The organism is Bradyrhizobium sp. CW1, from assembly GCF_023100665.1.
Taxonomy (GTDB): Bacteria; Pseudomonadota; Alphaproteobacteria; order Rhizobiales; family Xanthobacteraceae; genus Bradyrhizobium; species Bradyrhizobium canariense_D.
Window position 1 is genome coordinate 5,629,026 of record NZ_CP064684.1, and the last position, 15,532, is coordinate 5,644,557.

Annotated in this window: 13 protein-coding genes; 5 read left to right on the forward strand and 8 right to left on the reverse strand. The window is 63.7% G+C overall.

Features of this window, described 5'->3' with window-relative positions; all coding sequences use genetic code 11:
* Positions 1 to 154: 154 nt before the first annotated feature.
* Complete coding sequence (locus IVB54_RS27485; RefSeq protein WP_018457067.1) at positions 155 to 949, forward strand: enoyl-CoA hydratase/isomerase family protein; 795 nt, start codon at positions 155 to 157, stop codon at positions 947 to 949.
* A gap of 17 nt (positions 950 to 966) precedes the next feature.
* On the opposite strand, the gene IVB54_RS27490 is transcribed toward IVB54_RS27485, so the two are convergent.
* The 4 genes from IVB54_RS27490 to IVB54_RS27505 all read right to left on the reverse strand — a co-directional run bounded on the left by IVB54_RS27490 (position 967) and on the right by IVB54_RS27505 (position 5,835).
* The gene (locus IVB54_RS27490) at positions 967 to 2,307 is read right to left on the reverse strand and encodes a TRAP transporter large permease (protein WP_026233292.1); all 1,341 of its coding nucleotides are present in this window, start codon (positions 2,305 to 2,307) and stop codon (positions 967 to 969) included.
* Entirely contained in the window at positions 2,304 to 2,885 is a 582-nt protein-coding gene (locus tag IVB54_RS27495; RefSeq protein ID WP_018457069.1) for a TRAP transporter small permease, read from the reverse strand. The genes IVB54_RS27490 and IVB54_RS27495 overlap by 4 nt, the downstream gene beginning before the upstream one ends.
* A 149-nt stretch (positions 2,886 to 3,034) precedes the next feature.
* Positions 3,035 to 4,042: a TRAP transporter substrate-binding protein gene (locus IVB54_RS27500; RefSeq protein WP_026233293.1), complete on the reverse strand. Its 1,008-nt coding sequence runs from the start codon at positions 4,040 to 4,042 to the stop codon at positions 3,035 to 3,037.
* A 62-nt stretch (positions 4,043 to 4,104) separates the two neighbouring features.
* Positions 4,105 to 5,835: an IlvD/Edd family dehydratase gene (locus tag IVB54_RS27505; RefSeq protein WP_247363489.1), complete on the reverse strand. Its 1,731-nt coding sequence runs from the start codon at positions 5,833 to 5,835 to the stop codon at positions 4,105 to 4,107.
* A gap of 175 nt (positions 5,836 to 6,010) precedes the next feature.
* Between IVB54_RS27505 and IVB54_RS27510 the strand changes: the two genes are divergently transcribed.
* The gene (locus tag IVB54_RS27510) at positions 6,011 to 6,712 is read left to right on the forward strand and encodes a GntR family transcriptional regulator (protein ID WP_247363490.1); all 702 of its coding nucleotides are present in this window, start codon (positions 6,011 to 6,013) and stop codon (positions 6,710 to 6,712) included.
* Between the two features lie 180 nt (positions 6,713 to 6,892).
* Complete coding sequence (locus IVB54_RS27515; protein WP_026233295.1) at positions 6,893 to 7,309, forward strand: DUF1236 domain-containing protein; 417 nt, start codon at positions 6,893 to 6,895, stop codon at positions 7,307 to 7,309.
* A gap of 66 nt (positions 7,310 to 7,375) precedes the next feature.
* On the opposite strand, the gene IVB54_RS27520 is transcribed toward IVB54_RS27515, so the two are convergent.
* Positions 7,376 to 7,789 carry a hypothetical protein gene (locus IVB54_RS27520; RefSeq protein ID WP_018457074.1) on the reverse strand — a complete coding sequence of 138 codons (414 nt, stop codon included), beginning with the start codon at positions 7,787 to 7,789 and terminating at the stop codon, positions 7,376 to 7,378.
* 300 nt (positions 7,790 to 8,089) lie between these two features.
* On the opposite strand from IVB54_RS27520, the gene IVB54_RS27525 reads away from it, so the two are divergent.
* Positions 8,090 to 9,361 (forward strand): MFS transporter, encoded by a 1,272-nt coding sequence (locus tag IVB54_RS27525; RefSeq protein ID WP_018457075.1) that lies wholly within the window; start codon positions 8,090 to 8,092, stop codon positions 9,359 to 9,361.
* Positions 9,362 to 9,399: 38 nt separating this feature from the next.
* Here IVB54_RS27525 and IVB54_RS27530 read toward each other — a convergent pair whose 3' ends face one another.
* Complete coding sequence (locus tag IVB54_RS27530; RefSeq protein ID WP_247776528.1) at positions 9,400 to 10,224, reverse strand: NAD(P)-dependent oxidoreductase; 825 nt, start codon at positions 10,222 to 10,224, stop codon at positions 9,400 to 9,402.
* 89 nt (positions 10,225 to 10,313) lie between these two features.
* Between IVB54_RS27530 and IVB54_RS27535 the strand changes: the two genes are divergently transcribed.
* Positions 10,314 to 11,291: an SMP-30/gluconolactonase/LRE family protein gene (locus tag IVB54_RS27535; protein WP_018457077.1), complete on the forward strand. Its 978-nt coding sequence runs from the start codon at positions 10,314 to 10,316 to the stop codon at positions 11,289 to 11,291.
* 168 nt (positions 11,292 to 11,459) lie between these two features.
* On the opposite strand, the gene IVB54_RS27540 is transcribed toward IVB54_RS27535, so the two are convergent.
* Entirely contained in the window at positions 11,460 to 12,890 is a 1,431-nt protein-coding gene (locus tag IVB54_RS27540; RefSeq protein ID WP_018457078.1) for an aldehyde dehydrogenase family protein, read from the reverse strand.
* Positions 12,891 to 13,096: 206 nt separating this feature from the next.
* Entirely contained in the window at positions 13,097 to 15,460 is a 2,364-nt protein-coding gene (locus tag IVB54_RS27545; protein WP_247363491.1) for a transketolase, read from the reverse strand.
* Between the last annotated feature and the right edge of the window lie 72 nt (positions 15,461 to 15,532).

Sequence of the window (15,532 nt, forward strand, 5' to 3'; positions counted from 1 at the left end):
GCCCAGGAGGAGCCGGCGCTCGTGTCCGTCCCTGACGAAGGCAGGTCCATTTGAACCTATCGTTCCGGCTTGCGCAAGGGCGCCTGCCGGGGATTGTCACCCCTCGCCTTCTGCGATTTAGTCGCACGAACGACCTCATGCCGGGGATTTCAAGATGCCAGCTCCCGTCTCCCAGCCCGACGATCCCGCCTTGCTGCGGATCGACGGGCCGATCGCGACCATCACGCTCAACCGGCCCGCCGCGTTCAACTCGATCAATCTGGCGATTGCACAACAGCTCGAACAGCTCGCGGCTTACATTGAGGGCGCCGACGACATCAGGGTCGTGGTCCTCGAAGGCGAAGGCCGCGCCTTCTCGGCTGGCGGCGATCTGCAGACGATCGGCGCCGCCGCCGAAGCGGGCACGGTGACGCCGGTCGTCGGCGAGCTGTTGAAGCACTATCACGCCTTCATCGAGATCCTCCGGCGCATGCCGAAGGTCTCGCTGTCCAGCGTGCACGGCTCGGCGGCCGGCGCCGGCATGGGCCTCGCCTTCGTCACCGATCTCTGCATCGCCGCCGAGGATGCCAAATTCACGCCGGCCTATGCCAAGATCGGCGTCTCGCCGGATGGCGGATCTACGGTCGGCATCGTCAACACGGTCGGCTCCCGCCGCGCGCTGCAGATTTTCCTGGCCGAGGATAATTTTACCGCGCAGCAGGCCCATGAATGGGGTCTGGTTGCGAAGCTCGTTCCCGCCGCCGAGTTGAAGGCGGCAACGCGAACCCTCGCCGAGCGGCTGGCGCAGAACCCGCTCGCCGCGATTGCCGGCACCAAGTCGCTGGTCTACCAGGCCGCCACGACCCCGGTGAAGCAGCAGCTCGACGCCGAGGAGCACAAGATCATCATGGCGATGAACACTGCGGAGTTTCGAACCGCCGTGAAGAAATTCACCAGCAAGAGCAAGTAGCGTTCACTCGAGCAGGCTTACTTGGGACAGATATAGCCCGTGCCCGCCGGCGACTTGAAGCATCCGACCGATTCCGGCAGCACTTTCTGCGGCAGCCACAGCACCACACTCGGGAAATAGATCGCAAACGCGATCGTCCCGAGGAACACCAGATAGATCGGCAAAGCGGCGCGTAGCGCCTTTGCGAAACTGACGCCGACGAATTTCGAGGCCATCAGCAGCACCAAGCCGTAAGGCGGCGTGATCAGGCCGAAGGCGAGCGTGGCGATCAGCACCACGCCCATATGCACGGCGTTGATGTCGCCGGCTTCCGTCAGTGTGTTGACCAGCGGCATGAAAATGATGATGGTCGGCACCGGTTCGATGAAATCGCCGACCACCGTGAACAGCAGTACCATCAGCAGCATGATCAGATGCGGATCGTTGCCGGCGAGCGAGGTGATGACTTCGGCGATGTAGCTTGCACCGCGCAAATAGGCAAGCATCCAGCCGAACGCATTGGCGGCGCCGATCGTGATCAGCGGCAGCGAGAAGATCAGGCCGGCGAGACAGAAATCGTACGGAATCTTCCTGATATGCCCGCGGTTGAGCGCTGGGATCACGACGACGACAATCCAGACCACGGCGACGACACCGGCTTCCGTCGGCGTGAACCAGCCGGTCAGGATGCCCCCCAACAGGATCACCGGAATCATCAGCGGCAGCGCCGCATCGCCGGCCGCGAACACCACCTGCCGCAGCGGCGCGCGCGGCTTGCGCAGGCCGGACGGGCCGAAGAAATAGCAATAGATCATCAACCCGAAGCCGATCATCAGGCCCGGCACGACGCCTGCCATGAACAGGCCGGCGATCGAGACATTGCCGACGGCGCCATAGACCACCGCGGTGATGCTCGGCGGCACCAGCGCCGCGATGGTCGATGCGGATGCGATGATCGCGGCGATGAAGGCGGGCTCGTAACCCTCGCGCTTCATCGGGCCGCCCAGAGCGCGGCTCATCACGGCGACGTCGGCGGTGGTCGAACCCGACATTTCCGAGAAGAACATGCTGAAGACCACCACGACCTGCGACAGGCCACCTCTGATGTGCCCCACCAGCGACACCGAGAGGTTGGCTATCCGGACCACCACATTGGCCGAGCTCATGAGCTCGCCGACTAGCAGGAAAAAGGGGATCGCCAGCAGCGCCTCGGAATCGACGCCGTCGAAGATTTTCTGGATGATTGCGGCGAGCGAGACGTCCGACAGCAGCGCGCCGATGAAGACACCGGCCATCAGCGAGAACGGCACGGGCACGCCGAGATAGCCGAACGACAGGAAGCAGACCGTCATCAACGCCAGAACAAGGGGTGCGCTCACGGCTGCGCCCTCATCTGCGCGTCGGTGATAACAGGCGCCCCGTCATCCTCTTCGGGCGGCTCGGGGTGGTCAAAGCCGTTGCGCAGACCGTTGACGAGCTGCTCGATGGTGAACAGGCCGATCAGCACGCCCGACAGAGGGATGATCGCGTAGAGCGAGGCGATCGGCGTGCCCGACGGCAGGCGGAAACTGCCGAAGCCGCGAAGATAGTTCTGATAGCCGTACACGATCAGGCCGAAGGCGACGCCGAGCACCACGATCCGGATGATGACTTCGACGATCAGACGCGGCGTGCCGTGCATCGCCTCGGAGATCGCGGTGAGATAGAGGTGGTCGTTGCGCCGGGTCGCAGCCGCGGTCCCGACGAAGATCGCATAGATGAACAGCGTCGAGGTCACTTCCTGGAGCCACAGCCAGGGATGGCCGATGGTGCGGGTGACGATGTCGGCGGTCACCGATAGCGAGAAGCCGAAGCAGAGCACGCCGCAGAGGATCATCAGCGCAAGCTCGAGCCAATCGAGCCCGCGCCATTTGAGGTGACGATGGCGTTCCACCAGCAGTTTGTCGGCGATGGTCATCACTATCCCCGTCGTCCCGGCGAAAGCCGCGACCCATACCCCCAGCTGCGTGTGGCCAAAGCAAGCTGGCGGCTATCCTGCCCCAAGCTCCGCCGCGGCGTATGGGTCCCGGCTTTCGCCGGGACGACGCGGAGGCAACGGTACGCGGCCTAGTTGATCGAGCGGATCAAATCCTTGATCTTCTCGGCGTGCGGGCCGAGCTCCTTGGCGAGCTTGTCGAGATAGGGATCGGCGGTCGCCGTGAAGGTCTTCTTGTCGACGTTGTCGACGATCTTCACGCCCATCTTCTTCAGCTTCTCTGCCGCGGTGCGTTCGAGGTCGAAGGCCTTCTGCGGCTCCTTGGAGCTGACCTCGTTCCCCGCCGCCTGGACCCATCCCTTCTGCTCGGCCGACAGGCTCTGCCAGAGCTTGTCCGAGATGAACACCAGCGCGTTGTTGGCCTCGTGCTCGGTGATGTTCAGGACCGGCGCGACCTCGTAGTGCTTGTTGACGAGGTAGACGTTGATGCTGTTCTCGGCGACGTCGACGACGCCGGTCTGCAGGCTCGTGTAGACGCTGCCGAACGGCATGTGCACCGTCTGGGCGCCGTAGGCCGGGAACATGGTGTCCTCGGTCGCAGTCGCTTGCACCCGGATCTTCAGGCTCTTGATGTCAGCGACATTGTGGATCTCCTTCTTGGAGTACATGTGGCGCACGCCCTGCGATCCGGTCGCGATCACATGCAGGCCTTGCGTGGTCTCGTCGATCATGGTCTTGAGCGCCTCGAACACTTTTGGATCGGCCAGACCCTTGACCACGTGGTTCTCGTCGCGGAACAGGAAGTGCAACGACATCACGCCCGCTTGCGGTGCGATCGTCGCGGTGTTGGCCGAGGAGATGATCGAGAACTCGACGTCGCCCGCCTTCACGAGCTGGAGCACCTGCGGCTCCTGCCCGAGCTGCGCGCCCGGATATTGATCGATGATCATGGTGCCTTTGCTCAATTCCTTGAGCTTCTCGGCAAAAAGGTCGCCCGCGATGGAATAGCCGGTGTTGCGCGGCTGGTCGTAGGCGAAGCGATAATGCTTCACCTCCTGCGCCGATGCGCCCGTGACGAACAAGATCGCGGCCGTCGCCGCCAGCCGATGTAAGAATCTTGGCATGGATCGTGCAATCATCGTTGCCCCCTGTTTTAACGCCCGCCGCTTTAGCGGTCTGGGCTACGCTTCCGGGTGGTTGGTCACCCACTCTTAGTTTTCTGCTCAGCCTTCTTCCCAGTCCTCTGCATGAAATCGAAGTCGCAGCCCTCGTCGGCCTGCATGATGGTCTCGTTGAACAGCCACGCATAGCCGCGCCGCGCCTCATCCGGCGCAGCCGCGGGCTTCAATGCCGTACGCCGCCGTTCCAGCTCGGTAGCATCCACCAGAAGCTCGATGCTGCGCTTGGCGACGTCGAGCCGGATCATGTCGCCGTTCTTCACCAGCGCCAGCGGGCCGCCGACGGCGGATTCCGGCGTGATGTGCAGCACGATGGTGCCGAATGCGGTGCCGCTCATGCGCGCATCCGAAATGCGCACCATATCCTTGGTCCCAGCGCGCGCGAGCTTCTTCGGGATCGGCAGATAGCCCGCCTCCGGCATGCCTGGCGCGCCCTTGGGACCGGCGTTGCGCAACACCAGCACGTCATCGGCCGTGACGTCGAGATCGGGATCGTCAACCCGCAGCGTCATATCCTCGACGGATTCGAACACCACCGCACGGCCCGTGTGTTGCAGCAGCTTTGGGCTCGCGGCGGATTGCTTGATGACCGCGCCGCGCGGCGCGAGATTACCGTGCAGCACGGCGAGGCCACCTTCCTTCTTGATCGGATTGTCGCGCGGACGGATCGCGTCCTGGCCGGGCACGTTTTCCGCGTTCGCCGCGATATCGCGCAGCGTCTGGCCGGTGATCGTCTTGGCATCGAGATCGATGAGATCGCCCAGCTGCGCCAGCAGTTTCGGCACGCCGCCGGCGTGATGGAAATGCTCCATATAGTGCTCGCCCGACGGCTTCAGATCGATCAGCACCGGCACCTCGCGGCCGATCTGGTCGAACACCCCGAGGTCGAGCCGGTGTGGCGAACGATGTGCCATCGCGGTCAAATGAATCAGGCCGTTGGTCGAGCCGCCGATCGCCTGCAGCACAACCTGCGCATTCTTGAAAGATGCCGGCGTCAGCAATTCGCTCGGCTTCGGCCCCTTGGTCTTGGCCATCTCGGCGGCCACCCTGCCGCTCGCCTCGGCAAGGCGAAAGCGCTCCGCATGCGGGGCGGGAATCGTCGCGCTCATCGGCAGCGACAGACCCATGGCCTCGATCATGCAGGCCATGGTGGAGGCCGTGCCCATCACCATGCAGGTGCCGACCGACGGCGCGAGGCGGCCATTGACCGCCTCGATCTCGACATCGTCCATTTCGCCGGCGCGATACTTGCCCCAGAGGCGACGGCAATCGGTGCAGGCACCCAGCACCTCGCCCTTGTGATGACCAACCACCATGGGGCCAACGGGGATGACCACCGTCGGCAGGTCGGCGCTGATTGCCGCCATCACCTGCGCAGGAAGAGTCTTGTCGCAGCCGCCGATGACGATCACCGAATCCATCGGCTGCGCGCGGATCATCTCCTCGGTGTCCATCGCCATCAGATTGCGCAGATACATCGAGGTCGGATGCGCAAAACTCTCCGCGATCGAGATCGTCGGGAACACGAACGGCATCGCGCCCGACAGCATCACGCCGCGCTTGGCGGCCTCGATGATCTGCGGGACGTTGCCGTGGCAGGGATTGTAGTCGCTATAGGTGTTGGTGATGCCGACAATCGGGCGCTCGAGCGCGTCGTCGGAATAGCCCATGGCCTTGATGAACGCCTTGCGCAGGAACAGCGAGAAGCCGGCATCGCCATAGCTCGTCAGCCCTTTGCGCAACCCACTCGTCATCATACCACTCCCGTCACAGGGTCATTGTCGTACAGCCTGCCCCTTGATTGTCAATAAGACAGACGTCAATCCTGCCATTTTCCGGATTGCGATACTGATAAACGACCGGATTATTGACAATCCGAGCCTTCCCTGCTCCACAGGGCGACCGGCCAAGCGCCGGGAGGCCGAGGGCATGTCCGACACTCACACAGCAGACGCCACGATGATCCGGCGCGACGATCCGGACGATATCGTCGCGCGGCTCGAGGAGGACATCATCTTCGGCCGACTCGCGCCAGGCGCGCGCCTCACGGAAGACGCGCTGATGTCGGCTTACGGCACCTCGCGCCACTTCGTTCGCCAGGCGCTTGTCGATGCGGAGCGCCGCGGCATCGTCCGCCGCGAGAAGAATGTCGGCGCCACCGTACGGTTCTATTCGGCCGAAGAGGTCCGGCAGATCTACGAGGTCCGGGAGATGCTGACCCGGCAGGCGGCGCTGATGATCCCCCTGCCCGCACAGCAAGGCCTGGTCGACGAGCTCTCTGCATTGCAGCGGCAATATTGCGCGAGAGCGGATTTGCAGGACCTGCGCGGTATCCACGAGGCCAACGACGCCTTCCACCTCGCGCTGTTCTCGGCCTGCGGCAATCCCTATCTGGTGCGCTCGCTGCAGGACTACATGAACCTGACCCTGCCGATGCGCGCCAAGAATCTCGCCGACAGCGACGGACTGGCACAATCGCGCCGCCAGCACGAGCTCATGATCGAGCTGTTGAAGGGCCGTGACAGCTGGGCGCTGGCGCAGCTCTGCGTCGATCATATGCAGTTCAGCAAGAAGGATTACCTGGCGCGGATTGGGGATGAGCGAGCCGAACAGGAGAGCCCGCGTTCATAGATGGGAGACGTTCGCTTCTCGCGGTGGTGCAGTTCACGCGGTAAGGGCGCGCTGGATTGCCCGCAATTGCAGGCCGCACGAGCCCATTCGGGCAATAACGCCCGCAATCCACAACTTCCGGGGAACCTATGGTCGGCTTGGTACTTGGTCTTGCACCAATCCCCCACCATAGGAGCTGCCATGATTTGCCGTTTAGTCGGAGCCGCCGCTGTTGCCGTCGCCGTCCTGCTTCCCGTAACGACCCAGGCCCAGGGCGTTCCCGGAGGCGTCGAACGCGGTGCGCGGGATGGTGAGCGAGCGGCAGGGCCTGTCGGTGCAGTTGTGGGTGGCGTCGTCGGCGGCGTCGTTGGCGGCGTGGCGGGAGTCCTTGGTGTCGATCAACGTCCTCGCTTTCACTCCTACGTCGTCGAACAGCGGCGGCCCTCATATCAGTACCGCGAGGATGTGAGAGTCGGAGCGGTTCTTCCGGAAGAGGGCGTGACCTATTACGAGGTGCCGCCCGAGTACGGCGCCCGTGAGTATCGTTACACGGTGGTGAACGGTCGCACGGTTCTGGTCGAACCGCGAACCCACCGGATCGTTGAGATCGTCGAATAACAACCAAGGGCCGTCTTTCGAGACGGCCCTTTCGTTTGCGCAGATCTGAATCCCTCAAGTCCCGGTTCAGTACCGCCTCAGCAGACCGCGATCCACGCTGGCATCGCCATAGTCGGCGCAGGCTCTCTTCGGGTTTCTGATCAGATCGGTCCGGACGCGCCTGAACGTTTTGCCGGCAGCGTCGGACACTTCGGGGCGGAATTTACCCGGATCGGAGCTCTCGCCATCGCGGGCCTTGATGGCTGCAGCATAGGCGTCGATCATCGCCATCGCGGCATCCGTGCTGCCGAGAAGTCGGGCGCCGAGCTGTACACTGCCGGCACCATTGACCTCGTAGCCGACACATCGTTGTTCGAGCACCGCGGATGCGGTGACGAGCTGGTCGAGAAACGTCGCCTCGGCGTCGCCGAGCATCGCGGCTCGCGCCGGTCCCGACATGAACAGCGTGAGCAGTACGGCGGCTGGCAATTCGATTTTCATTGTCCTGACTCGCGCTGCCGCCGTTGAGCCGTGATCGAGGCACCGATTGCCGAATTGCGGTCTCGCAAAATCGAGAGCCAGACGGCCAGAGCAACGTTGATCTGGATCAATGGCCGGAACGGCCAAAGCGAGGCTCAGGCCTTTGCGTCGCTCGCCCCGTGTGAATCGAGGCACCGCGCTGGGACGGACACTAAAACTGTTTGTCAAGCCATCGAAATTTCGCAGAGCCGGAAATAAATATGGGCCGGGCTCCGGCGCCACGTCGCGCGTCCTCCTCCACTCCCTCCCAAATGAAATGCCATGACCGAACAAACCCTGACGGAGCCGATCGCCGAGCGGCAAGCGCCATCCCGAGGCTTTTCGCGCTACCAGGCGATCCTCGTTGCGCTGCTGGCGCTGGTCCAGTTCACGATCATCATCGATTTCATGATCATGTCGCCGCTCGGCGCCATCATGATGCCGGCGCTCGATATTTCGGCCGCTCAGTTCGGCGTGGCGGTCTCGGCCTATGCGTTCAGCGCGGGGATTTCCGGTATCCTGGCGGCCGGCTTTGCCGACCGGTTTGATCGCAAGCGGCTGCTGTTGTTCTTCTACGCCGGCTTCACCCTTGGCACGATGCTGTGCGCGATCGCGCCCAACTATCATCTGTTGCTGCTGGGGCGGATCGTGACCGGCCTGTTCGGCGGCGTGATCGGCTCGGTCGTGCTCGCCATCGTCACCGATTTGTTCACGCTGCAATTGCGCGGCCGCGTCATGGGTTTCGTGCAAACCGCCTTCGCTGCAAGCCAGGTGCTGGGCATCCCGGCCGGTCTTTTCCTCGCCAACCAGTGGAACTGGCACGTCGCGTTCGGCGCGCTGGTCGGACTGTCGGTGATCGGGATGACCGCAGTGATGCTCCTGATGAAGCCGGTGAACGGCCATCTCGGGCTGAAGCAGGATCGAAATCCGTTCCGGCATCTGATCGCCACGGTCTCGCAGCCGCGTTATTGGATGGCGTTTTCGGTAACGACCCTGCTGGCGACCGGCGGCTACATGCTGATGCCGTTCGGCAGCGCCTACACCGTGCACAATCTCGGCATCGACATCGTGCATCTGCCGACGATCTATCTCGTCTCCGGCCTGTTCAGCATTGTCATCGGCCCGCTGGTGGGACGCGCGAGCGATGCCTTCGGCAAATACCCCACCTTCGTCTTCGGCAGCGCCATGTCCATCGTGATGGTGCTGATCTACACCCATCTCGGCGAGGTGAGCCTGACGGTCGCGATCCTGGTCAACGTCCTGATGTTCGTCGGCATCTTCTCCCGCATGATTCCTTCGCAGGCGTTGATTTCGGCAATCCCCGAGCCGGCGCAACGCGGCTCCTTCAGCGCGGTCGGCGCGTCGCTGCAACAGCTCTCCGGCGGGCTCGGCTCCGTGCTCGCCGCCGCACTCATCGCGCAGGACGCCGACGGTACGCTCCGGCATTTCGACCGGCTGGGATACGTCGTCGTGACGACGGCGGTGATTTCCCTGATCCTGATGTACTTTGTACAGAGGCCCATCGCGGTCCAGGCCGGCAAACGCGTTGTTTAGCGCGTCGATTCCGACGCCCTGGATTTGCGAATGCGCTCCTACCGCTTGGTCCAATCGATGATGCGACTTGTGTCGCCGTCGAACTCGTTGCTGCAGAACGCGCCGCCCTGATAGTGATCGCCGACCGGATCGGGCTTCAGCTTGGCCTGCTCGGCCATCGCATGTGCCACATGATCCTCGGAGCGCCCCGTCGGACGGTAACCGAACTCGTAGGCGCGGTGGTTGTCCCACCAGGCACGCTCGTTCAGGGACACGCCGTAGAAGATCTCGAAATGAATGTCGGGATGCTCGAGCCCGATCCGGCAGAGCTGCACCAGATCTTCCGGCTTCAGCCAGATCGAGATCCGGCGATGGTCCAGCGGCACGTCGCCGAAATTGCCAATGCGAAGGCAAGTCACCTTCAGGCCATGCTTGTCAGCATAGAGCGCGCCGACCGCTTCGCCGAATACCTTGCTGACGCCATAGCGGCCGTCGGGGCGCGGGGTCACGTCGGTGCCGATCTTGTGGTGGCGCGGATAGAATCCGATGGCATGGTTCGAGGAGGCGAACACCACGCGCTTGACGCCCTTGCGGTACGCGGCCTCGAACAAATTGTAGCCGCCGATGATGTTGGCCTGGAGGATGTCGTTCCAGGGACCTTCGACCGAATAGCCGCCGAAATGGATGATGCCGTCGACGCCCTCGCAGATCGCCTCGCACTGCGCCAGGTCAGAGAGGTCCGCAGCCTTGAATTGCTCGTTGGGGCCGAGATCGGCCGGCGCGCGGATGTCGCTGAGCAGCAGGTCCGGATAGATCGGCGGCAACAGTTTTCGCAGGCGCGTTCCGATCCCGCCCGAAGCTCCCGTCATCAAGATACGCGGCATGTCTTTCCTCGCCTTTGGCAACCAATTTGCGGTCACATGTCTCTAATGATAGCAGGATTGTCCAGAGGGAACGAAACGAGAGAACCGACATGAATGAGGCATCGTCCCATCCCCAGGAGCGGCCAGGCTGGCGGCCGGCGAGCTACTACCCCGATCCGGCGATAAAGGCACTCGATCCCCGCTTCGAAAAATACTGGCTGAAACTCTCGGCGGTGGAGCGGCTGACGACCGGCCTGCGCTGGGCCGAGGGTCCGGTGTGGTTCGGCGACGGGCGCTATCTCCTGTGCAGCGACATTCCGAACCAGCGCATCGTCAAATGGGAAGAGGAGACCGGTGCGGTCAGCGTGTTCCGCAAGCCCTCCAATTTCGCCAACGGCAACACCCGGGATCGCCAGGGTCGGCTCGTCACATGCGAGCATGGCGGGCGACGCGTCACCCGAACCGAATATGACGGCAGCATCACCGTGCTGATGGACTCGTTCGGCGGCAAGAAGCTCAACTCGCCGAACGACGTCGTGGTGAAGTCCGACGGCGCGGTTTGGTTCACCGATCCCACCTTCGGCCTGCTCGGCAATTACGAGGGCTACAAGGCCGAGCCCGAGATCGAGCCGAACGTCTACAGGTTCGATCCCACGACCGGCAAGGCGACCATCGTTGCCGAAGGCGTGCTCGGGCCCAACGGCCTGTGCTTCTCGCCGGACGAGAAAATCCTCTACGTCGTGGAATCACGCGGCGTGCCGAACCGGAAAATCCTCGCCTATGACGTCTCGCCTGACGGCACCACCATCTCCAACAAGCGCGTCCACATCGACGCCGGCCCGGGCACGCCGGACGGCATGCGCTGCGACATCGACGGCAATCTCTGGTGCGGCTGGGGCATGGGCGATCCCGAGCTCGACGGCGTCGTGGTGTTCGCGCCCGACGGCGTCATGATCGGCCGCATCGCGCTGCCCGAACGCTGCGCCAATCTCTGCTTCGGCGGCGTCAAGCGCAACCGCCTGTTCATGGCCGCGAGCCAGTCGATCTACGCGTTGTATGTGAACACGCAGGGCGCGGTCGGGGGATAGTCTTCCCAACTCTCTCCTCGTCATTGCGAGGAGCTCTTGCGACGAAGCAATCCAGACTGTCTCCGCAGAAAGATTTCTGGATTGCTTCGCTTCGCTCGCAATGACGAACAAACAAAAACGCCGGAGCAGTTGGCCGCTCCGGCGTCATGTTTACCCAGGCGCTAACGCCTACGCCGCGTTGAAGCCGGCGACGGCCTTCACTTCGAGGAAGTCCTCGAGGCCGTACTTGCCCCACTCGCGGCCGTTGCCGGACTGCTTGTAGCCGCCGAACGGCGCGGAGCGATCGTTGGGCACGCCCTGCAGATTGACGTTGCCGGCGCGGATCTGACGGCCGACGCGCTTGGCGTCCTCGACGGACGCGCCCGTGACGTAGCCCGCAAGCCCATAGGGCGTGTCGTTGGCGATGTGCACCGCCTCGGCTTCGTCCTTGGCGCCGATGATGGTCAACACCGGTCCGAAGATCTCTTCACGCGCAATCGTCATGTCGGGGGTGACGTCGGCGAAGATGGTCGGACGGACATAGAAGCCTTTGTTGACGCCCTCGGGCAGGCCCGGGCCGCCCGAGACGAGCGTTGCGCCCTCGTCGATGCCCTTCTTGATCAGGCCCTGGATCTTGTCCCACTGGCCGCGGTTGACCACGGGACCGATGGTGGTGCCTTCGGCGCGCGGATCGCCCGCCTTGGTCTTGTCGGCGACGGCCTTCGCGATCGCGGCGACTTCCTTCATCTTCGAGGCCGGCACGATCATGCGCGAGGGCGCGTTGCAGGACTGGCCGGAGTTGTTGAACATGTGCATCACGCCGCCGGTCACCGCCTTCGTGAGGTCGGCGCCTTCGAGGATGACGTTCGGCGACTTGCCGCCGAGCTCCTGGCTGACGCGCTTCACGGTCGGTGCCGCACGCTTGGCCACGTCGATGCCGGCGCGGGTCGAGCCGGTGAAGGAGATCATGTCGATATCGGGGTGCTCGCTCATGGCGGCGCCGACCTCGGGACCGAGACCGTTGACGAGGTTGAACACGCCCTTCGGCACGCCGGCTTCATGGAGGATTTCCGCGAAGATCAGCGCCGAGGTCGGGGTGAACTCCGATGGCTTCAGGATCATGGTGCAGCCGGCGGCGAGTGCGGGCGCGACCTTGCAGGCGATCTGGTTGAGCGGCCAGTTCCAGGGCGTGATCATGCCGACCACGCCGACCGGCTCGCGCAGCACCATGGCGGTGCCGACCGGTTCCTCGAAATGATAGTTCTTGAGCACGTCGAGCGTGGTCATGAGGTGGCCGAGGCCGGCGCCGGCCTGCAGCTTCTCCGCCATCGGCAGCGGCGCACCCATTTCGTCGGAGACGGCGGCGCCGATCTCCTTGAGACGGCCCTTGTAGATCTCGATGACCTTGGTGAGCAGCGCGACGCGCTCGTCACGGCTGGTCTGGGAGAACGTCACGAACGCGCGCTTGGCGGCGGCGACGGCTTTGTCAACGTCGGCCTTGGAGCCCAGCGCAACCTCGTACATCGCCTCTTCCGTCGCCGGATTGACCACGGCGGTGGACTTCTTGACGGCGGGATCGACCCAGGCGCCGTCGATGTAGAACTGCATGCGATTGACCATAGTGAACCTCTTCTTGGGGGCTTGGGGGGCGTTTCGGCAGGCATCCTTGCACGAAAGCGCCGGCAATTGAACCCGCCATGTGCGGGGCCAGCATTGCGGCGGACGGAGGTTATATGAGCCGATGGCGGAGGGGTGGCAAGGTCTCGATTGCCCTCGTCCTGGCCTAGTGCGCAATTGCGCACGGGGGCTAGGACGACGACGGAGAACTACACCGCCATCTTCCGATGCAACACCGGCGCGCCGGTGGTGAGGCTTTCGGCCGCATCGATGATGGCGTTGGCGTCGATGCCGTGGTGGCGGTAGAGGTCGGCGATGGTGCCGGTCTGGCCGAATTGCTCGACGCCGAGCGCCTCGACGCGATGGCCGCGGACGCTGCCGAGCCAGCCGAGCGCCGCCGGATGGCCGTCGATCACGGTCACGATGCCGCAGTCGCGCGGCAGCGGTGCTAGCAGTTTTTCGATGTGGCTGAGATGCTGCACGCCGCGCCGATCACGGCGCAATTTCCGTGCGGCGGTCCATCCCGCATGCAGACGATCTGCGGACGTGATCGCGAGCAGGCCGATGTCGCGCCGGCTCTCGCCGATGAAGCCGGTCGCTTCGATCGCTTCTGGCGCAACGGCGCCGGTATAGGCGATGACGGCTTCGGCATTGGGGCCCGGCTTGCGCAACCAATACGCGCCGTCGGTGATGCCCTGTGCGAGCTCGGGCGTCATGATCCGCTGCGCCTGCTCGATCGAGCGCGTCGAGAGCCGCAGATAGACCGAGCCGCCCTCACCCGGATCGCGCTGCATGTGATTGAAGCCCCACCCCATGATCACGGCGAGCTCGTCGACAAAGGCCGGCTCGAACGAGGCAAGGCCATCCTGCGCCATGCCGATCAAAGGGGTTGCGATCGACTGATGCGCGCCGCCTTCGGGCGCGAGCGTGATACCTGAGGGGGTCGCCGCCACCATGAAGCGCGCATCCTGGTAACAGGCATAGTTCAGCGCATCGAGACCGCGCTCGATGAAGGGATCGTAGAGCGTGCCGACCGGCAGCAGCCGCTCGCCGTTGATCTGGTGCGACAGGCCGAGCGCCGAGAGCATGATGAACAGGTTCATCTCGGCGATGCCGAGTTCGAGATGCTGGCCCTTGGGCGAGAAGTCCCAGTTGAAGGTGGATGGAATTTTCTCGCTGCGGAATAAGTCCGCCTTCTCGCCGAGCGCAAACAGGCCGCGCCGGTTCACCCACGGACCGAGATTGGTCGAGACGGTGACGTCAGGCGATGTCGTCACGATGCGCTTGGCGAGCTCGCTGTCGCCGCGCGCGATCTCGTTCAGCACCAGCCCAAAACCCTGCTGGGTCGACATCTGCGGCGCCGGCTTGAAGGCAAGCTGCGACGGCACCTCGATAACAGGCGCGGTGAGCCGGCGGCCGTCCTGGTTGAACGGCACGCCCGCGAGGAAGGCGTCGAGCTCGGCGGCACTTTGCGCGAGACCCTCGTATCTGTCCCATTCGTGTCCGGGCCGGATGTTCTGGCTGTCGCGATATTTCTCCATCTGCGCGACCGTCATCAGGCCGGCATGATTGTCCTTGTGGCCCTGGAACGGCAGGCCGACGCCCTTGATGGTGTAGGCGATGAAGCAGACCGGGCGATCGTGATCGATGGATTCAAAGGCGTCCAGCATGCTCGCCATGTCATGGCCGCCGAGGTTCGACATCAGCGCCAGTAGCTCGTCGTCGCTGCGCCTGTCGATCAGCTTGGTGATGGGGCCCTGATCGCCGATCTCGTCGTGCAAATGCTTGCGGAACGCCGCGCCGCCCTGAAAACACAATGCGGCGTAGAGTGCGTTCGGACAATTGTCGATCCAGCGCTTCAGCGCCTCGCCGCCAGCTTCCGCAAAGGCCTCGCGCATCAGCCGGCCGTATTTCACGATCACCACGTCCCAGCCGAAATTGCGGAACACGGTCTCGAACTTTTCCCAGAGACCTTCGCGGACGACGGCATCGAGCGACTGCCTGTTGTAGTCGACCACCCACCAGGTGTTGCGCAGGCCGTGCTTCCAGCCTTCCGCCAGCGCCTCGAAGATGTTGCCCTCGTCCATCTCGGCGTCGCCGACCAGCGCAATCATCCGCCCCTCGCGGCGATGCTTCATCCAGCCATGCGCCTTGACGTAGTCCTGCACCAGCGAGGCGAACAGCGTCTGCGCAACGCCGAGGCCGACCGAGCCGGTGGAGAAATCGACGTCGTCGACGTCCTTGGTGCGCGAGGGATAGGACTGCGCGCCCTTGAAGCCGCGAAAGTTCTCCAGCTTCTCGCGGCTCTGCCGGCCGAACAGATACTGGATGGCGTGGAACACCGGGCTCGCATGCGGCTTCACCGCGACGCGATCTTCGGGTTTCAGCACGTGGAAATACAGCGCCGACATGATGGTGGCGAGCGAGGCCGACGAGGCCTGATGTCCCCCGACTTTCAGGCCGTCCGCATTCGGGCGGATGTGGTTGGCGTGATGGATGGTCCATGACGACAGCCACAGCGCCTTGCGGGCCAGCGCGGTCAAGGTGTCGAGGCGGGCGGTATCAACGGGCATGGCAATGCTCCCGGAAAACAGGTGCCCGATGATACCCCTGCAGGAAGCGCCAAACTTCTCAATGTTTCGCGC